This window comes from Pseudomonas sp. CM25 (genome assembly GCF_013179705.1).
Lineage (GTDB): Bacteria > Pseudomonadota > Gammaproteobacteria > Pseudomonadales > Pseudomonadaceae > Aquipseudomonas.
This window is the reverse complement of record NZ_JABMCW010000004.1, coordinates 12,608-31,825: the sequence shown is the minus strand read 5'-3', so window position 1 is coordinate 31,825 and position 19,218 is coordinate 12,608. Positions and strand designations below refer to the sequence as shown.

Genomic DNA, 19,218 nt, shown 5'->3' with positions numbered 1-19,218 from the left:
TCCGTCTCTCCCGACACACTGCCGATACCCGCCCCCTTCACACTCCCGGTCATCCAACCACACCCGGCCTGCAGCGCCGCTGCGCCGGTGCACTTTACCTGGAAGAGACCACCCACATGACAACCTTCACTCGCACCCTTGCCCACTTCGACCGTTTCGGCACGTGGAGCGCCGACCTGCCTCTACGACTGTTTCTGGCGTGGGAGTTTTTTGAGTCAGGCCTGGAGAAGTTCAATGGCAGCAACTGGTTCGCCGACCTGCAATCCAGCTTTCCCTTCCCCTTCAATCTGCTGCCCGCCGAGCTGAACTGGCAGCTGTCGATGTGGGCGGAATTGATCCTGCCGTTGCTGCTGTTGCTTGGGCTCGGTACCCGGCTGGCATCTTTGGGACTTGTGGTGGTGACGGTAGTGGCTATAGCGGCAGTGCACTGGCCGGCGCATTGGTCAAGCGTGGCCGAATTGGCCCAGGGGTATGCGATCACCGACCAGGGCTTTGGCAACTACAAGCTGCCGTTGATCTACCTGGTGGCGTTGCTGCCACTGCTGCTCAAGGGGGCTGGGCGCCTGAGCCTGGATCATTGGCTAAGGGCGCGGTTCTACAGCTGAAATCGCTGGGGCTGCTGCGCAGCCCATCGCCGCGCGCCCCAATACGTGCAGTCAGCAGGTACCGATGATGACGCCTTGCCCGCGCAGTCCCTCCAGCAACGCCAGCCCCTGCTCTACATCCCCACCCACAGCCGCCAGCCGCGCCCGTCCACTGCCCTGCTCCACCAGCAGCCGATAGGCCATCGGCGCCAGCCGCGCAAAGCGCACCTGCAAGCCGGCATCGCGATACACCAGCAGCAAGGTCGGCGCGTCTGGCGCAACCGTTGGCTGGTAATCCACACCAATACGCTCCACCGGCCAACGATAAGCCAGCACTCGCGCCACACACGACAACAGCGGCTCGCCATCCAGCAAGTCGCCCGCCGGCTCATGCTGCGCATCCTCGGCATCACTCAGGTACAACTGCGCCTCGATCCATTCATAGTGCGCCAGCTCCAGCTGCCAGGGCGCGTCCAGCTCCACCCCCTGCAGGTAATCGACGAAGGCCTGGGCAATTTCGGTAAACAACGGCGTCTGGCTACGGTAGTTGGCGTAGAAGTCACGCACGCGGGCATGCCAGCACTGTTCCCCTAATGCCTGGCGCATCACCGGGAAGCTGCCAGCCAGCAAGCCTTCGATAGCGCCGTAGAACAACTCGCAGTAAACCTTCAGGCGCCGCGCCTCCAGGCCGGGCGGCGGGGCATGGCGCTGAGGATCGCGCAGGTGGCGGGCCAGGGTGTATTGCTGTTCGCGCAGGGTCTCATTCATGGATTGAAGCTCCCCAGGCACGCTGTACAGTGCGGATACGTGCCGTTTCGGCGAGCAGCTCGGCCAGTGGCGGGTAGTTGAAGTCGCGTTCGAGCACCGTTGGCAGCACGCCAAAACGGGCACAAGCGAAGGCATACAGGGCCCAGACATCTTCCCTGACCGGCGCCCCGTGGGTGTCGACTTTCAGATCGGGCGCCTCGTCAAAATGCCCGGCCACATGCATACCGGTCACGCGTTCCCTGGGTAAGCCGTTGAGGAATGCCCTGGCGTCGTAGCGATGATTGCAGGCGTTGACGAATACGTTGTTGACGTCCAGCAGCAGGTCGCAATCGGCTTCATCAAGAACCGCGCGAATGAATTCGAGCTCGCTCAGCGCCTGGTACGGTGCGGCATAGTAGCTGATGTTTTCCACGGCAATGCGCCGTTCAAGGTATTCCTGTGCCTGGCGTATGCGCGCGGCCACATGGCGTACGGCTTCATCGGTGAACGGCATAGGCATCAGGTCGTACAGGTGCCCGTCATCGCTGCAATAGCTCAGGTGCTCGCTGTACAAGCGCACCTGGTGGCGATCAAGAAACTGACGGGTCTGGTCGAGGAAATGCAGGTCCAGTGGCTCGCTGCCACCCAGCGACAACGACAGCCCATGGCAGGTGATAGGGAAGCGCTCAGCCAATTGAGCCAGACCCTTGCCATAGGCACCGCCCACGGCAATCCAGTTTTCCGGTGCGCATTCGAGAAAGTCCACTGTGCCGGCCTGCATCTCCAGCAGGTCGGGCAACAGCCCGCGACGCAGGCCGAGCCCTGTCTGCAGAGGCAGAGCGTAAGAAGGTGTGCAGTGCATTGGCAGGTCTCCAACAGGCACAACGCCCCGCCTGATCAGCAGGAGGGGCGTGGCGGCGTTTCATGGGAAGAAGATCAGCCCTTGGCAGTCAGGGGACTGAACAGGCCGTAAGCCATGGCAGCGTGAAGCCTGGCAAGCTACGCGCCGGCATGCTTGCCTTCAGCCCCAGCCTTGGCGCTGGCTCCGCACTTGCCTTCACCGCATTTGCCTTCGCTGTTGGTGGCCTTGTCGCTGCCGCCGCATTTGCCTTCGCCCTGCGTGGCCTTGCCACTGCCGCCGCACTTGCCTTCACCACATTTGCCCTCGCCGGCCACTTTGGCTTGCGCCAGCTGATAACCCTGAGCCAGCGGTTCGACGGCAAACGCGCTGCTGCCCAAGGCCATGCTGCCGATCAGGGCGGCACCCAGAATGCCGAAGGTGCTTCGTACTTGAGTCATGGTGATGCTCCACTTTGGTTTGGAAAGTGGAGCCATTAGGCCGGGCGGAGTTGTCGTGGATGTATCAGGCGATGCGCTGTTTTGTAGGGAAATGGGTCTGTACGCTTGCCAGATACAGACCGATACATGCCGCGCAGATGGCCCTGGGCATGCCAGGGCCATTACCGGGGATCAGTCTTCCAGCGGTTTGGGAGGTGCCGCCGGCTTGGCGGGTTTGGCAGGCTTGGCGGCTTTGCTGTCCTTGGGTTTGGGTTCAGCGGCGGCCGCAACGGGCTCGGGCGCTGTAACGGCCTTCTCGGTGGCGGGCAGCTCATCGACCGCCTTGAAGATGTCCTCTGGCTCGATCGTACCGCCGCTGTCGTCATCCTTGAGCATGTGCCGCTCACCATCCTTGCCGATCAGAATCACCTTGGTACCTTTGCTGGCACCCAGCTTGAGTTCGCGGATAAGCGCCATGGTGGTCTGCTGCTCCAGGTTCTTGTCCTCACGCTTGCCGATCATCTGGGCAACGCTGTACAACACCAGATTACGCTCCTTGAAACCCGCCTGAGTGGCAGGGTCCTTGAGCGCCTCGTTCAACCCGCGCAGGGTCGGGTCGGCGCTACTGGGCGCAATGACCACCAATGGCCTGGCTTTGCCCAGTTCCTTGGCCAGCGGCGCATCACTGTCGGCCGCAATAACAGGCCCTGTGATAGCGAGCAGGGCGGCGAAGGTCAGTGACCGGACGAGCATGCGTATCTCCTTATTCTCTCGATAAACCAGAAGACTACAGATCAGGGAGAAAGATCCGACGAACGAGCGTAAACCAACCGGGGGCATCGGTGTGTCAACGAAAAGTAACCGAGCATTACCGTTTGCGACAACCTGCCCAAGCCCCCACAAAGTCCATACGCCCGCCTGTCAGATGAGCATAGTCCAACGCGCCCTTTGCACACCGTAGTAACGCATCGCATCCAGCTGCAGTACGGCTTCGCTCAGCCATGGGGTGCAGGGGGTGCCAATACTACGGCGGGCAAATGCGTGGCGATCGCTTCGCGGGTCAGTTGTAACTGCAGGTTGCGCTCCCTGCGTTGCACACTGTCATTGAGCCGATTGATTTCCTCAGCGGGCGCGTTACGCTCCATCATTGCCTCGAGGTCGTCGTGCATGGACTGCGGAACTTGCAGGCGCACACCGAAAGCCTTCTGCAGATACGCTTTCCAGAACCGTTGCGACACCAGGTATTCCGCCAGCGCGTCCGGCGACTGCGCATTGCGGACCTGCCGTGCTGCGACGACGAGGTCCAGGTCGGAAAGCAAGGCGACTCCTGGGTTGAGCATTTCGTCGTGCTCGATGGGCAGGTCGAGATTCTCGATCAATGCCAGGCGGTACGCCAAGGCGAACTCCAGCGATTCATCGGCCCTGCCCACGCGTGCCGCGTGCAGCGCCGCCAGGCTATCAAGCGCTGCCAGCCGCCAGCATTGAGCGCCAATGGAAAGCAGCGCCTGCTCTGTGTCGACAACGCTGTGTTCGTTCAGCGCCTTCCAGACCTTCACCCGGATCTCCAGATCGCTGAAGCGCAGCGTCGCATTGTCTTCGCAATACTCGCTCAAGGCGTGCCTGAACACTTCTGCTTGCAGCTCCGGGCGCTTCACCAGGTACATCAGCATCCGCTGTACGCGCAAGGCCAGATACCGGCTGGTGAATGCCTGGCGAAAATCGGCGGAAGTCGTGAGCCTCTTCAACAGATGAAAAAAGTCCTGCGAACCCGCCCGGGCTTCAAGCGTGCCCCATGCATCGGCCAGGCGGTCGCGCTCGCTGCTGGTGACAAGGTCTAGCCAACGGAGCATGGTCGGAACCGGGTCATCATTCAGTTCATGCCATTGATCGCGTACGCCCTGTAGCGGGTTACCTGATAGCCGCACCCTGCCGTCGAGCCACAAAATGGAACGGTAGAAACCAAAGGGCAAGGTCCGGATGGCGTTGTCGGCAAGATCGAGCGTCCTCAGCCGTGCGGCTTGCAGAAGACCACCGGGCACCTCTGTCAACTGGGTGTTGCCCAACATCAACGTCCGAAGGCTCTGCATTTCGACGATGGAAAACGCCAGGCGTAATGGATTGTGCGACAGGTTCAAATAGACAAGCGAGCGGGATCGGGCCAGCAGGTCTGTGGCGCGCCCATCCAGACTGATCTGGTTACCGGACACGTCCAGCACTTCCAGCTGTGAAGCCAACTCGCGGGACAAAGGCAGACTGCGCAGTCGGCAATTGGTGACGCACAGCACAGTCAACCTGGCAAACACGTGGAGGAAGTCCTCCGGCACCCTGCGCAGCTGCAGGTTTCTCAAGTTGATCCGGGAAACGTGGGCAAAATCCACTTGCTGCGGTATGGCCGGCAGTTCATCCAGGTTGCTGGTGTAACTGCTGAGCTCAAAGGAGACACGCCCTTCGCCCGACGAGCGTGGGCCCAGGCGACGCCAACAGTGCTCTAGCGTCACCGCAAACTGGCGACGCGCATTCCAGGCCCAGATTCGGGCAGTAGACCGCTGCCAGCTACGCAGCTGGCGGGTCAGCATCCGCAACTGCTGCTCAAGGTCGACCAGCATCATCGTGGGATCAAGCTGCGAGGCCCGCGCGCGCGTAAGCCAGTCGTCTACCTGCTGCTCACCGAACCCCGGATACAGGTCTCGCAGCTGGGCAGCAAGACCCGCTGGCCGTCGCCTCGTGCCGCGGGCGCCGATACAAGAGCGGCAACCACTCAATGGGTATCCTGTCAGCCCTTGACCAAAGCGTTGTGGGGGAAGGAAGAAACCGGTAGGCCGCCTGATCCCCAGTACGTTCGCAATGACCAGCTGTCCTCGCGCCACATGCTCGGCGAGCCGTGCACGTAATTGCGCAGCGAACGGCTGCCCGATACCCATCGCCGCATGCGCTTCGTCGCTATACCCGGTGGCAACGAGATCGAACAGATCACCCGGTCCATGTTGTTCATTCAGATAAAAAGCACCGCCCTGAAACCTCAACCGCAGCAATCCCGCCCCCCCTTCGGTACTGGCCAGCGGCTGGCCTGCATCGCCGTCGAACAGCTGCCACCCGGGCCCTGCAGCTGCACCTGGCAGCTGGCTCATGCCTGCCAGCACAACGCGCGCCAGATTCAGGTCCTGTGGCAGGTCGAACAACAGCGCCTCATGCGCGCGCACGCAACGAATGTGCCTTGCCAGGTCGGCGGCATGGTAGGCAAGGCGCTGGTCCGTAGCGCCCAGCAGTTCCTCGGCTGCCAGGCGGTGCAAGCTTTCGAAGTCGCGCTGCAGCTCGTAAGTGGCCGGCGTCACGGGATACCGTTCATAGTACAGCTGCAGTAGCAGTGCATGCCGCGTGCCCCAGACCCGGTCCGCAAGCTCGGCGTCCGACAGCGCTTCGGTCTCCGCCCCTTGCCGGACCCTGTTCAGCAAAGCGCTGTCTCGAACCGTCTGGGTGCTGCGCAGCTGGCTGATCAGCGCCTGGATACGGTTCATCACCGCCACGCGATTCACCGTGTCCACCAAGCAGGCATGGGGCGCACCGCTACACACGTGCAACCCCCTCAGATGCTCTGCTGTCATGTCGTGGATCGCCAACACGTGGTCTATCTGCACAGGCGCCAGCTCGGTGAACGGGCCACCCAGGCGTTGGAACATCTTGTAGGTGTCATCCCACTCGACAGGCTGTTCGCACCAGACTCGCCATGCCCCGGAAGCGTTATGCCGAAGCAGGGGGCCATAGCCGTCGACGGGCTTGATCTGCCAGAGGTCGTCCGGGCGCTGCAGGACCTCGAAAAAGCTACCCTCCATGTTGACCCAGCAGCGTTCGCCCTGACGGTAGACCCCTGCGGCATCGGCCAGTGCCTGTACAGGGGGGGCAGCACTGCGAAACGGCGCCAGGTCGAACTGCCACAGTTTTTCAGACCCGTCCTCCAGACGTGCCACTACCATAGGGTCTACCCTCTGCCACGCTCGGCTGACGGTGCGCATGACCACTGCCGTAACCCCCAGCTCAACCAGCTGTGTGAACACGTCCAGCACATGGTCCAGCGCTGCTCGGGCATCGCCCTCACGCCAGGCGCCTACCGCATGGAACACGTCCTCGAGCAAGCCCCAGGCTGCAATGCCCAGCAACACGGCATTGAGCTGCGGCACGAATAGGCCCATCACGCCGGCAGTCATCCAGGCGCTGTTGACCAGCCGATTGTGCCGCTGCTGCTCAACCCTGGCGTCGATGTCCTTCACTGGCACCGCAATGAACGCCGCGTCGTCCTTGACCTGGTCAACCCATGCCTGGGCCAGGTGGGCGAACAATGGTTGCGGGTAATCGGACAGGTGCTGGTCCATGTCGCGGGTTGCCCAGTCAGCGACGTCCTTGAGGGCGCCGGCTACCTGGGCAAAGAACGCCTGACGGTCGCGGCGGCGGATGAACCGGCGGAAAAACCGCTGATACGGCTGTTTGGCAAGACGCTTGCCCAAGGTGCTGCGGATGAATGCATCCAGATCAGTCGCTACATTCCACGGGCTGACCGGGTCGTCCGGGATGTACACCAGTACCCGCGCGCTGGATTTGAACCCGATAAAGTCATCAGTGATGTCCAGCACCAGTATCTGCTCGAGCCTGCAAGCGTAGGCTGTCAGCTGCCGGGCATGCACCGCCCGGGTGCCTAAAGCGCCAAGCCGGCCGTGGTGACACAAGCCAACTACCAGTTCAAGCTCTTCGGCAGTCAGCGTGCCGTCGTTTCTGGCGCGACAGGCGTCGACCAGCATCGATGAGGCCAGCAGCGCTGCCAGGGACGATGCGACCGTATGCCCGCTGGGCGTGCGCTCAGCCGGCGCATCGAGCGCAGCCTGAAGGTGCTCCTGATAGCGCGCTCCCAGGTCGAGATTGCGGCAGCAACCGGCAAAAGCAGCCGCCGTCATGCCGGCAACTGTAGCGCCATCCCCGGCGACCACGCGATCCTTGCGCGATAGCCCACGCCCCTGCGCTTCGTGCTCGGTAAAATTGGCAAGCGCTGCGGTGACAAGCGGAATGTCGAAGTCGTTTTGTTGCTGCTGGGGCAATCGGCCAAGCGCCCAGTCGGGCCTGGGCGCAATAGTGAAATAATGGTGGCGCAGGTAGAGGGTGCTGCAGTCGACCAGCACTGAAAAATCGTCGCGCAAGGCGCGCTGCAGCAGCGGCCGGCAGTACTGCTCGATACCCTGAATATCCCGCAGGTCAAGACTCAGCCGTTGCTTGCACTGCAAGCCGGTTTTCAACGCTCGGACCAATGCCGTGAGTTGTATCGGCGACAATGCCGGTTGCTGCCCTGCACCGGCGGCGCTCAAGTTGCGCATCCAGGCCGGCAGTGCCCGCACGATCACGCCATCCTGATACCCCTGCTCCAACGCCAGGCTATCGCCCGCCTCACTATTGCTCATGAAATGCCCCTTTTTCATCGAAAGGTGCAACGCTAAGCAGTAGCAGTGGCCAAAGGGACTATGGCGTTACCACCGGCTCAGAACAGCTTCAGCTGGCTGCCTGTCAGGGCACTGAAGTCATCCCCGACAAAAGGCAGGATGGCATCGGCGACCGGTTGCAACTGACGGCTCAGGTAGTGCTCGTAGTCAATCGGTGATTGCAGGTTTTCCAAAGGTTCGGGACCCGCAGTTGTGATGATATAGCTGATCCAGCCACCCTTCTGGTACTGCGTGGGGCGGCCGATGCGCCGGTTGTAGTCGTCCGCCAGCCGTGCGGCGCGCACATGCGGTGGCACGTTGCGTTGATAGTCCGCCAGCGGGCGCCGCAGGCGCTTGCGATAGACCAGCTGCGCATCCAGCTCGCCAGCCAGGGTGCGCTGCACGTAATCACGCACATATTCGCGATAGGGCTCATTGCGGAACACCCGGCCATACAACGCCTGCTGGAACTCCCGCGCCAGTGGCGACCAATCGGTACGCACCGATTCCAGGCCTTTGTAGACCATGGTCTGGCTGCCATCGGGCTGCTGCACCAGGCCCGCATAGCGCTTCTTGCTGCCTTCTTCGGTGCCGCGGATGGTCGGCATCAGAAACCGCCGGAAATGCGTTTCGAACTGCAGCTCGAGCGCGCTGTGCAGGCCCAGCGTGTCGCCCAGGTGCTGCTGCCACCAGTGATTGACTTCGGCGACCAGTTCTCGACCAATGCGTGCCGCTGCGTCCTCGCCGTGGGCCCCCTTGAGCCAGACGAATGTCGAGTCGGTATCGCCATAGATCACGTCATAGCCGCGCGCCTCGATCAGCAGGCGGGTCTGGTGCATGATCTGGTGGCCGCGCATGGTGATCGACGACGCCAGGCGCGGGTCGAAGAAGCGGCAGCCGCTGGAGCCGAGCACCCCGTAGAAGGCATTCATGATGATCTTCAGCGCCTGGGACAACGGTGCATTGCCCTCGCGCTTGGCCGCTTCCCGGCCCTGCCACACCCGCTCGACGATGGCCGGCAGGCAATGCCGGGTACGCGAGAAGCGGCCACCGCGGAAGCCTTCCACCGAGTGCACGTCGTCCGGCTGGCGCAGCCCCTCGACCAGGCCAACCGGGTCAATCAGAAAGGTACGAATGATCGACGGGTACAGGCTCTTGTAGTCCAGCACCAGCACCGAGTCGTAGAGGCCCGGGCGCGAATCCATGACAAACCCGCCAGGGCTGGCTTCGTCCGGGCGGCTGCCAAGGTTGGGGGCGACAAAGCCCAGGCGGTGCATTTGCGGAATGTACAAATGGCAGAACGCCGCCACCGAACCGCCGCTTCGGTCCACCGCAAGGCCGGTCACCGAGGACCGCTCCAGGAGGAATTCGAGCAGGCGGGTGTGGGCGAAAATACGCGTGACCAGTTCGCAGTCCTTGAGGTTGTAGCGTGCCAGCGCCGGTTTGTCTTCGGCGAAGCGGCGGTTGATTTCGTCCATACGCTGGTAGGGCGTGTCGATGGCCTTGCCTTCGCCGAGCAGGGTCTGGGCGACATTTTCCAGGCTGAACGAAGGGAAACTCCAGGTCGCCGAGCGCAGCGCCTCGATACCGTCGATCAGCAGTCGCCCCGGTGCATCGGCAAACACATGGCCGCCACCGGCCTGGCTGCGCAAGGTCATGGGCGCGCCATTGCGGCCCAGTGCCAATGGCACCTGTAGTTGCCCGCCATGCTCATGCAGCAGACGCAGGTCGAACTGGATCAGGTTCCAGCCGATGATCGCATCGGGATCGTGTTCGGCCATCCACTGGTTGAGGCAGTTCAGTAGCGCGGCACGATTGGTGCAATAGTGCAGGTCGAAGTCGATGTCAGCAGGATCGCCGTTGGCCGGGCCAAGCATGTATACCTGGCGCTGGCCGCAGCCTTCCAGGGCAATGCTGTACAACTCGCCGCGCTCGCTGGTTTCGATGTCCAGCGACACCAGGCGCAGAGGCGGGCGATACCCCTTCAACGGCTTGAGCTGCGCATTGCAGAGCACGCCGTGGGGATCCGGTTGGCCGGTGAACTGTACCGGGGCAGTGATGAACCGCTCCATCAGGTAGCGCTCGGGCGGCCGGATATCGGCTTCGAACACCTCGATGCCGGCAGTACGCAGGCGTTGCTCCAGCTGCATCAGCTGGCGGTGCTGGCGGCAGTACAGGCCCAGCACCGGCCGGTGGTCGAAATCCTGGAGCTGCAGGGGGCGCAGCTCGACGCCAGGCTCGTTGCCGAGCAATACCCTGGCATGCGCCTCCTGCGCCTGAGGGATGAACGCCACCGACACCTGCGGTGCCAGGCGCAGCTGGCGCGGGCCTTGGTCGGTGGCTAGCCACAGCTCCACGCAGGTGCCGTCGGGCGTGTCGTGCCAATGCCGGGTCAGGACAAAGCCCTGTTGCAACTCCACCGCGCCAACCTCTTACCTGTCTGTTGAATGGGTGATTCTACCGCTGTCGGGTCTGGCGTGAGGCTTTTAGTGGCGCTGAAAACCTCAAGCCTGGCGCTCCCCCTTCACAAAACCGCCGCGTCGCCCGGCCCAGGCCAACAACCAGGCCACCACAATCAATGCCAGAACCACCGCGCCAAACGACCCGACACCTGCCCCCGTCAGCAGCACCCCGCCGATGATCCCGCCCAAGGCAATGGCGCTGTTCCACACCGTCACCAGCATCGACTGCGCCACATCACCGCCCTCGCCCGCCGCGTCGGCGCAGGCGGTTTGCAGCAGGGTCGGCGCGCCACCGTAGGTGACGCCCCACAACGCAACGCTCAGGTACACCAGCCATGACGACGCCTGCCCCAAGGCCAGGGTAGCCAGCGCGAAACCCGCCAGGCTCAGCAGCACCAGTGTGCGCAGATGCCGGTCGACCAGTAGCCCCACCAGGCCGATCCCGGCCAGTGCCGCCACGCCGAACACCATCAGTACCGGACCGATGTCGGCCGCCATGCCGGCCGCCGCCAGCAGCGGCACGATGTAGGTGTAGAGAATATTGTGGCCCAGCACCCACGTCAGGATCACCAGCAGCACAATGCCTACCCCCGGCGTGCGCAGCACCTGCATGGCCGACGGGCGCTTGCCAGCGGCATGCCCGGGGTAGTCTGGTACCGACAGCAACACCCAGATCACCAGCAACAGCGCCGCCAGGGTGATCACCACGAAGGTGGCGCGCCAACCCAGCCATGCCCCCAGCCATGTGGCGATCGGCAACCCGAGCGACAAGGCAATCGGTGCGCCGAGCATGGCCACCGCCATGGCTTTACCCTGCTGCGCCACCGGCACCATGCGCCGCGCGTGGCCTGCAATCAGCCCCCAGGCCAGCCCCGCTGCAGCGCCGGTGAAAAAACGCAGGAGCAGCGTCAGGGTATTGGAGGTCGACAAGGCGGTCAGCCCGTTGAACAGGACGAAACCGACGATTGCCAGCAGCAGCGCCCGGCGGCGATACCACCCTTGGGTCAGGGTCACCAGCGGAATGGCCGTCAACAGCGAGCCAAGCGCGTACGCCGTCACCCACTGCCCGGCCATGGCCTGGCTGATGTGCATGCCATCGGCGATCTGGTCGAGCAAGCCCGCAGGCAAGGTTTCGCTGAGGATGGCGATGAAGCCGGTCAGCGCCAGCGCCAGCAAGCCGCTTAGCGGCAAGCGCTCGGTGCTGGCTGCAGGTAGCGCAGCAGATGAGGTCTGGGTCATTGCGGAGGCCTTGAAATGAAGAGAGGCGCACAGTCTGCCGGGGGGCGGCATTAGGGAAAAAGATGGGTACAATGCCGCTCAGCCAGGACATTCATGTCCGTAATCAGGAAAATGCAATGGACAGCCTCAGCGGCTTCGTGGTGTTCAACCGGGTGGCCGAGACCCGCAGTTTCGTCGCCGCCGGGCAGTCGCTGGGTGTCAGCGCGTCAGCCGTGGGCAAGCGCGTGGCGCGGCTTGAAAGCCGCCTGGGGGTGCGCCTGTTCCACCGCAGCACTCGCAGCATCACCTTGACGGCCGAGGGCATGCTGTTTCTGGAGCGCAGTCGGCGCATCCTGGCCGAGATCGAGGCCACCGAGCAGGCGCTGTCGCAAGCCAGCGAAACCCCGCGTGGCCGCCTGCGGGTGAGCATGCCGCAGGTTACCGGGCTGGTGATGCCGGCGCTGGCCGAGTTCATGGCGCTGTATCCGCAGGTGGAACTGGACCTGGACTTTTCGGACCGCATGGTGGATATCGTCGGCGAAGGCTTCGACGTGGTTATGCGCGGCGGGCAGCCGCTGGACTCGCGGCTCAACGCCAAGTTCCTGGGGCACTTCCAGCACCGCCTGGTAGCCTCGCCCGACTACTTGCGCGAACGCGGCACACCCTTGCACCCGCGTGACCTGGCGGCGCATACCTGCCTGCACTACCGCTTCCCCAGCACCGGCAAGCTGGAAACCTGGCCGCTGCGCCAGGAGCACCCCGAACATGCCTACGACATCCCCATCTCGATGGTCTGCAACCACGTCGAAACGCGCGCCTGCTTTGCCGTCAACCACCGTGGCATCACCTGCCTGCCCGATTTCAACGTGCGCCGCGAACTTGGCAACGGCACGCTGGTCAGCGTGCTCGATGACTTCATGGAGCGGCGCGGCAGCTTCTACCTGCTGTGGCCATCCGGGCGACAGGTGCCGCCGAAGTTGCGGGTGTTCATCGACTTCATGCTCGAACGCGTGTTCAACCGTAAAGGTAGTTGATGTCCTTGTGCGCCAGCGGCGCGACCTGGCCAAGCAGGAAGTCGCGTAGCTTGTGCATCTGCCGCGCCTTGGGGCTGGCCTTGAGCCAGGTCATGTAGTAACCGTCGCCGGTGGCCACTGCGTGCTTGAACGGGGTCACCAGCCTTCCTGCCGCCAGGTCGGCACTGGCCAGCACCAGGTCGACCACCGAAATGCCCAGGCCTTGCTGGGCAGCCGAAATGCCTTGGTCGAGGGTATCGAACACTTGCCCCTGGTCGATGCTGACGTGCAGCGCGTCCATGCGCGTCAGCCAACGCCGCCAGTCGCGCCGGTCCGGGGACGGGTGAAGGAACTCGCACTGGCTCAGGTCGGACAGCGCCGGTTGCGCCTGCGGCAGGTAATCGGGGTGGCACACCGGAATCAACCATTCATCGAACAGCTTGCAGCTGTCGATATCGGCGGGGAAACGCCCGTTGGCCAGGAGAATGGCGCAGTCGTAGGGCTCGGAGTAAAAGTCCACGCTGTCGATGTCCATCCACACGCTCGACAGCTGCACGCTGCAGTTGTCCTCGATCTTCTTGAACCCGTCCAGCGCGCGTAGCAGCCAGCGCACGGTGAGCGTTGACGGCGCCTTGAGGCGCAAGCCATAGCGGTCCTGGCGCAGCAATGCACAGGCATTCTCGATGATCTTGAAGCCTACCTTCAGCTCCTGCGAGAGCAGCCGGCCGTGCTCGGTCAGGCTCAGTTTGGGGCCGCGACGTTCGAACAGGTCGCAGCCGAACATGGCTTCGAGGGTTTTGATGTGATGGCTCACTGCACCCTGGGTCAAGGCCAGTTCTTCCGCAGCCCGGGTAAAGGAGCCGTAACGAGAGGCCACCTCGAAGGCACGCAGGGCGTGCAAGGCCTGAATCCGTTCTGACATGGCGGCGCCTTAAGCATGAGCAAGACTAATAGTAGGTCATAGTTCCACGCGTTTTACAACGTCAGGTTCGTCTCGGAAAATGCAGGTAAATAACAAACATAACCAAGATCCTGCCTGCATATGACTGGAACGTTCAATTTAATTAACGCCTGGGGAAATCCATGTTTACGGGATATGGAAATTGCTATCGCCTGGATGCGCTAGAGCTGGCCGCTGAACATGGTTGCAACATGCAACACTGGACGTACAAGACCATAGAACATTTTCGCAGTATTCTCGCCAACCCTGAATTCCCTTGCCTGTTCGGCCGCAAGGCGGTGAACGGTGAAACCTGCCACATCCTGTTCGCCCGCGCCGAGCAACTGGCCGATGATATTGCACAGGGCCTGGCCGACTATGTCAGCACCGTCGCCCCGATCAAACCCAAGCAGCGTATCGGCAGCCCACTGGTGGTGTTTCTCGAAACCGCCGCCAGCTGCACCCTGGCCGAACAGCAGGCGCTGGCCTGGAAGGTGCTGCGCGGCGTGCATGCCCGCGACCCGCACCCATGGCCGCAGGGCATCCCTACCGACCCCGACGACAACGGCTGGTCGTTCTGCTACGCCGGCATGCCGCTGTTCATCAACATGAATTTCCCCGGCCACCAGCAGATGAAAAGCCGCAACCTGGGGCAGCACATCACCTTCGTCATCAACCCGCGGGAAAACTTCGACGAAGTGGCCAATGCCAACACTGAAAGTGGCAAACGCATCCGTGAACGCATCCGCGACCGCGTGCGCCACTACAACAACGGCGTCATGCCGGAAACCCTGGGCTTTTTCGGCGATACCGACAACTACGAGTGGAAGCAGTACCAACTGCAGGAGGCAGGGTCGCTCAACCCGTCCCGCTGCCCGTTCCACGCCCATGCCGCACACCAGGCGACCCCCGACATACTGATCGAGAACTGACCGTGAATACCGCACTTACCGCCACCTATGCCCTCACCGTCCTGCTGCTTATCGCCACCCCCGGCCCGGTGGTGGCGCTGATCGTCAACACTGCGGCTGCCTCTGGCTCGCGCAAGGCCATGTTCACCGCCGTCGGCACCAACTGGGCGTCACTGGTGCTGATCGGTGCTGCCGCGTGGATCATCCTTACCAGCGCCGCCATCGACAAGGCCTGGCTCAGCACCATGAGCCTGCTTGGCTGCCTGTTCATCGGCTACATCGCCATGGGCACGCTGAAGGATGCCTTGCAAGCGCCCGCGGGCGATGCGCCGGCCGAGTCCGCCAAGCCGGACCGTGGCGGCCTGCTGCAAGGTTTCATGGTGGGCATCTCCAACCCCAAGGACATCATTTTCTTCATCGCCTTCTTCCCGCAGTTCATCCAGATCACCGAATCGTTCGGCAAAAGCATGGTGGTGCTGTCACTGCTGTGGGTGGCCATCGATTTCGCCGTGCTCAGCCTGTACATATTCGCCATCGGCAAGCTTGCCTCGCAGCGCAGCAACCGCTTCATCAGCCTGGCCTCGGGGGTCGCCCTGCTGCTGATCGCCTCGGGCGGGCTGCTGTACAACCTCAAGGAACTGGCGGCCTGAACCTGCTGCGGAGCAGCCGATGCAACAGAAGGAAAGACCATGACCGCAACTGATATGAGCCCGGCTCCTTCGCCGTTGCAACAGGACTACCAGCGCTTTCTGCTGCTGGGCAGCCGCCGTGCCCCGCACACCGTGCATGTGCACGAAACCGGCTACCGCTCCGGCACCATCAACACCGATGCCTTGGGCCTGCGCTACAGCCATTGCGCCGGCAAGCGTTTTTCGGCGGCCGAGCGCGGCGGTGCATCGCGCATCAACCTGTTGGTCGGCGGCTCCACCGCCCTGGGCATCGGCGCCAGCTCCGACGAACACACGGTGGCCTCGCACCTGTCCATGCTCACCGGCGAGGTCTGGCTGAGCCTGGCCGGCTGCGGGCTCAATGCCAGCCAGGAACTGCTGATGTTCCTGACTCACCAGCACCGGTTTGGCCAGCTCGGCCATGTGGTCGTGCTGAGCGGCCTCAACAGCCTGGCCCACGAAGCCCTGTGCGAAGTCGTCGCCGGCCCCGGCGACGCGCAGCAGGCCAAGGCCTACCAGGACTTTCTCAACAGTTTCAGCGAAGGCATGCAACCTGCCGCGCCGCCGCGTCGCCAACCGCTGTGGCGGCGCATCGGCCAGGCACTGACAGCCCCTCCGGTCAAGGCGCCGCTGAACTGGGCGTTGTCCCCTCCGGAAAAGCGACTGGCCCGCGCGGCGGACAGCATCGGCCGTACCTTGCGCCAATGGGACAGGTTGCTGGCAGACAGCCACGCCACCCTCACTTTCATCCTCCAGCCGCTGCTGCCCTGGTGCCGGGATACCCTGCCCAGCGGCGAGCAGGCCATGCTGGCAGCGCTGGAACAACAACCGGCGAACTTCGACCGGCTGCTGGAAGGCGCATTCGACAGCCAGCTGCACTCGGCCTTCTTCCGCCGCATCAAGAGCCAGGCCGACCCGGTGCCCTGCTACGACATGAACGGCATGCTCAGCAGCTCGCCGGTATTCGGCGCCGACCTGTTCATCGACCGCCTGCACCTGAACGACCTGGGCAACAATGCCTTGGCCAAGGTGATCACTGCCAAGCTTGGCCTGGCCCAGGAAAAACACGCCCAGCGCAAGGTCACGCCGATCAAGCTCGTCTGAGAGTTGCCGGATGCTCTTCCGACAACCCCCCTTGGGTGGCTAGAATACGGCGTCGTTCCGATCTGCCCGAGGCGCACGCTTGACCGCCATGAACATCGAAGCCGTCCACCCGCCTATGCTCGCCCATAGGGTGCGCCCGTGAGCCGCACGCGTAGCCTGCTCCCGTTGTTGGTCGCGCTGATGCCGCTGGCCGGGCACGCGCTGGAGGTGAACATCGACCCACATGCCGACCTGCTGTACCGTCAGGCCTTGCCGCTGCTGGAGCAGGCCGACAACCAGGAAGACGGCGCCAGCACGCTGCGCACCTCCATAGGCGGCGACCCCGAACTCAGCCGCCAGGGCCAGGCCTTGGCGCACACCTTGCCGACAGCGGTCGCCTTACTGAAAAAGTCGGTGGACCTGGGCCATCCGGTCGCGCAGTACCGCCTGGCGCTGTACTACATGACTTACCTGCCCGCCGGGCAAATCGCCGATGCTGCCTGCCCATTACTCGAAGCCAGCCTCAAGCAGGGCTTTGCCGCACCGGCGCCCGCCATCGCCACGTGGTGCGCGCCCTACAACGCCAGCAGCGAGTACCGCGCAGCACTCGAAGCTATCCCCAACATGGCCACCGTGTACGCTGCCTACTACCCGCAACCGGCGCCGCGTCTTGTCTGCAACCGTAGCCGTCCGCAAGGTCTGGAAATGTTGTGGGGGCGCCAGCGTGACTATCAGGCCGAATTGTACCGCCTGCTCGGTGACCTCGACCCGCAGCACCGCCAGAGCCTGCTGCAGAAGGCGGTGGACACCAACGGCTGCGTGACGGCGCAGCGGCAGCTCACCAGCCGCCCCTGAACGGCTACCTCACACGCCTGCAGCAGCAAGATCGTTCAAGCCATGCCCTGCCCCGTCTGGCATGCTGCTCTACCACGTCCACGCATTGCAGCCATCATGCCCCACATCGCCCGCCAAGCCTTTCTCCACGGCGCCATCGCCATCCTGCCGCTGTCCCTCGCCGTCGCCCCCTGGGGCTTGCTGGCCGGGTCCATGGCCATCGAGGCCAACCTCAGCGCCTGGCAGGGCCAAGGGCTGTCGGCCATCGTCTTCGCCGGGGCCGCGCAGCTGGTGGCCATCGGCATGCTCAAGGGCGGCGCCAACCTGGCGTCGATCCTGCTGACCACCCTGCTGCTGACCTCGCAGCACCTGCTGTACGGTCTTTCGATGCGTCCGCTGCTGTCCGGCCAGCCGCTGCGCTGGCGCCTGGGCCTGGGCTTTCTGCTGACCGACGAGTTCTTTGCCCTGACCAGCCATTACGACCAGCAGCAGTTCAACCGCTGGTACGCCCTGGGCGTGGGCCTGACCTTCTACGTGGCCTGGAACCTGTTCACCCTGGCAGGCATCTTGCTGGGCCAGAACATCCCGCACCTGGACCAGTACGGCCTGGACTTCTCCATCGTTGCCACCTTCGTCGCCCTGATTGCACCGTTGGTGCGCAACCTGGCCACGCTGGTGTGTGTGGCGGTATCGCTGTTCTGCTCGGTGCTGTTCAGTTACTGGCACTGGGAAACCGCCCTGGTGGCCGCAGGCCTGCTGGGCATGAGCGCCGGTTTCGTCTGCCAGAAATTTGCCGGAGCACGCGCATGACCTGGATCCTGATTTTTGCCATGGGCGCCATCGTGTTCCTCAACCGCTATGCGTTCCTGGAGCCGCGCCTGCCCCTGCGCCTTAGCTCCAATGCCCGGCAGTTCCTGGGTTTTGCAGTGCCGGGCATGCTCACCGCCATCTGCGGCCCGATCATCTTCATGCCCGACCACCAGCTTGACCTGAGCCTGCTCAACCCCTACCTGCTGGGCTCACTGGTAGCGATTGCGCTGGTACTGTTGACCCGCAGCGTGTTGCTGAGCATGCTGGCGAGCATGCTGATCTTCTTCTTCCTGCGCAGCTGGCTGGCATGAGCACGCGCCTGCGCGAACAGACACACCTGTGGCAGGCGCCGGCACTAGGCCACGTCGAGATGCTGCACGCGCGCTACTTCCAGCAGCGCTTCGCCCCCCATGTGCACGAAGGCTATGTGTTCACCGTGATCGAATCGGGCGCCCAGCGCTTCTGGCACCGTGGCAGCGAGCACCTGGCACCGGTCGGCAGCATGGTGCTGATCAACCCTGACGAGCTGCACACCGGCGCGACCGCCCACGAAGCAGGCTGGCGTTATCGCGGTTTCTACCCCGAGCAGCAGCGCGTCACCGGCGTGCTCGACGAGCTGGAACTGGGCGGCCACGGCATGCCAGGGTTCAAGGACAGCGTGATTCACGACCCCGCCCTGGCCCTCGCCTTCAGCCAACTGCACCAGTTGTCCGAAGGCGGCGCCAGCGCCTTGCAGCAACAGACCGCCTGGCGCCAGGCGGTGCTTGCCCTGGTGCAACGGCACGGGCAGTGCGCCGAACCTGCGGCCCCCGGCCACGAGCCACTGGCCGTGGCCCGCGCCCGGGAATTACTGGAAACCCAGCTGGCCGACCCGCCTTCGCTGGAGGCCCTGGCAGCGGCGGTCAATCTGTCGCCGTTCCACTTCGCCCGGGTGTTCCGCCAGGCCACGGGGCTGCCGCCGCATGCCTGGCTGAAGCAGCGGCGCCTGGCGCGCGCCCGGGAAATGCTCAAGCGTGGGCTGGCCGCCGCGCAGGTGGCGTTCGACCTGGGTTTTGCCGACCAAAGCCATTTTAGCCGGCAGTTCAAACAGGCATACGGGGTGACGCCCGGGGCCTACCGCAGTGCCTGCCTGCCCGGATGAAGGGTGCGGCACCCGGCCTCAGGCAAGCTGCTCAGGCGCTGCTACACTGACAGGGCTGAATGGAGGATCC

At 63.6% G+C, this 19,218-nt stretch carries 16 protein-coding genes and 1 pseudogene; 9 read left to right on the top strand and 8 right to left on the bottom strand.

Translation table 11 applies throughout. The features are described from left to right. Window positions 1-116: 116 nt before the first annotated feature. Entirely contained in the window at window positions 117-605 is a 489-nt protein-coding gene (locus HP546_RS00985) for a DoxX family protein (RefSeq protein WP_172218773.1), read from the top strand. A 51-nt stretch (window positions 606-656) separates the two neighbouring features. Here the strand turns inward: HP546_RS00985 and HP546_RS00980 are convergent, their stop codons facing one another. The 7 genes and pseudogenes from HP546_RS00980 to HP546_RS00950 all read right to left on the bottom strand — a co-directional run bounded on the left by HP546_RS00980 (window position 657) and on the right by HP546_RS00950 (window position 11,769). Next, window positions 657-1,352 carry a DUF2063 domain-containing protein gene (locus HP546_RS00980; RefSeq protein ID WP_172218771.1) on the bottom strand — a complete coding sequence of 232 codons (696 nt, stop codon included), beginning with the start codon at window positions 1,350-1,352 and terminating at the stop codon, window positions 657-659. Next, window positions 1,345-2,193, bottom strand: coding sequence for a DUF692 domain-containing protein (locus HP546_RS00975; protein ID WP_172218760.1), 849 nt, complete (start codon window positions 2,191-2,193; stop codon window positions 1,345-1,347). The genes HP546_RS00980 and HP546_RS00975 overlap by 8 nt, the downstream gene beginning before the upstream one ends. A gap of 152 nt (window positions 2,194-2,345) precedes the next feature. Beyond that, window positions 2,346-2,630, bottom strand: a pseudogene (locus tag HP546_RS00970) (EF-hand domain-containing protein); the annotation flags it as partial. Between the two features lie 171 nt (window positions 2,631-2,801). Next, window positions 2,802-3,362 carry a DUF4174 domain-containing protein gene (locus HP546_RS00965; RefSeq protein WP_172218758.1) on the bottom strand — a complete coding sequence of 187 codons (561 nt, stop codon included), beginning with the start codon at window positions 3,360-3,362 and terminating at the stop codon, window positions 2,802-2,804. A gap of 242 nt (window positions 3,363-3,604) precedes the next feature. Further along, window positions 3,605-8,050 (bottom strand): NEL-type E3 ubiquitin ligase domain-containing protein, encoded by a 4,446-nt coding sequence (locus HP546_RS00960; protein WP_172218756.1) that lies wholly within the window; start codon window positions 8,048-8,050, stop codon window positions 3,605-3,607. 77 nt (window positions 8,051-8,127) lie between these two features. Further along, the gene (locus HP546_RS00955; RefSeq protein ID WP_172218754.1) at window positions 8,128-10,488 is read right to left on the bottom strand and encodes a DNA polymerase II; all 2,361 of its coding nucleotides are present in this window, start codon (window positions 10,486-10,488) and stop codon (window positions 8,128-8,130) included. Window positions 10,489-10,572: 84 nt separating this feature from the next. Beyond that, complete coding sequence (locus HP546_RS00950; protein WP_172218752.1) at window positions 10,573-11,769, bottom strand: MFS transporter; 1,197 nt, start codon at window positions 11,767-11,769, stop codon at window positions 10,573-10,575. 116 nt (window positions 11,770-11,885) lie between these two features. Here HP546_RS00950 and HP546_RS00945 point away from each other — a divergent pair, with 116 nt between their 5' ends. Then, the gene (locus tag HP546_RS00945) at window positions 11,886-12,782 is read left to right on the top strand and encodes a LysR family transcriptional regulator (RefSeq protein WP_172218750.1); all 897 of its coding nucleotides are present in this window, start codon (window positions 11,886-11,888) and stop codon (window positions 12,780-12,782) included. On the opposite strand, the gene HP546_RS00940 is transcribed toward HP546_RS00945, so the two are convergent. Next, window positions 12,763-13,683 carry a LysR substrate-binding domain-containing protein gene (locus HP546_RS00940; RefSeq protein ID WP_172218748.1) on the bottom strand — a complete coding sequence of 307 codons (921 nt, stop codon included), beginning with the start codon at window positions 13,681-13,683 and terminating at the stop codon, window positions 12,763-12,765. The two genes, HP546_RS00945 and HP546_RS00940, sit on opposite strands and share 20 nt — an antisense overlap. A 161-nt stretch (window positions 13,684-13,844) precedes the next feature. Between HP546_RS00940 and HP546_RS00935 the strand changes: the two genes are divergently transcribed. From HP546_RS00935 to HP546_RS00905, 7 genes are all read left to right on the top strand, one after another. Next, window positions 13,845-14,633 (top strand): YqcI/YcgG family protein, encoded by a 789-nt coding sequence (locus tag HP546_RS00935; protein ID WP_172218746.1) that lies wholly within the window; start codon window positions 13,845-13,847, stop codon window positions 14,631-14,633. Window positions 14,634-14,635: 2 nt separating this feature from the next. Continuing rightward, entirely contained in the window at window positions 14,636-15,262 is a 627-nt protein-coding gene (locus HP546_RS00930; RefSeq protein ID WP_172218745.1) for a LysE family translocator, read from the top strand. 39 nt (window positions 15,263-15,301) lie between these two features. Then, window positions 15,302-16,384, top strand: coding sequence for a hypothetical protein (locus tag HP546_RS00925; RefSeq protein WP_172218744.1), 1,083 nt, complete (start codon window positions 15,302-15,304; stop codon window positions 16,382-16,384). Window positions 16,385-16,522: 138 nt separating this feature from the next. Further along, a complete protein-coding gene (locus HP546_RS00920) occupies window positions 16,523-17,218 on the top strand; it encodes a sel1 repeat family protein (RefSeq protein ID WP_172218743.1) in 696 nt (231 codons plus the stop codon). A gap of 96 nt (window positions 17,219-17,314) precedes the next feature. Next, window positions 17,315-18,007: an AzlC family ABC transporter permease gene (locus HP546_RS00915; protein WP_172218742.1), complete on the top strand. Its 693-nt coding sequence runs from the start codon at window positions 17,315-17,317 to the stop codon at window positions 18,005-18,007. Beyond that, window positions 18,004-18,318, top strand: a complete 315-nt coding sequence (locus tag HP546_RS00910; protein WP_172218741.1) for an AzlD domain-containing protein — start codon at window positions 18,004-18,006, stop codon at window positions 18,316-18,318. Before HP546_RS00915 ends, HP546_RS00910 begins: the two co-directional genes overlap by 4 nt. Continuing rightward, window positions 18,315-19,148: an AraC family transcriptional regulator gene (locus HP546_RS00905; RefSeq protein WP_172218740.1), complete on the top strand. Its 834-nt coding sequence runs from the start codon at window positions 18,315-18,317 to the stop codon at window positions 19,146-19,148. Before HP546_RS00910 ends, HP546_RS00905 begins: the two co-directional genes overlap by 4 nt. Window positions 19,149-19,218 lie beyond the last annotated feature (70 nt).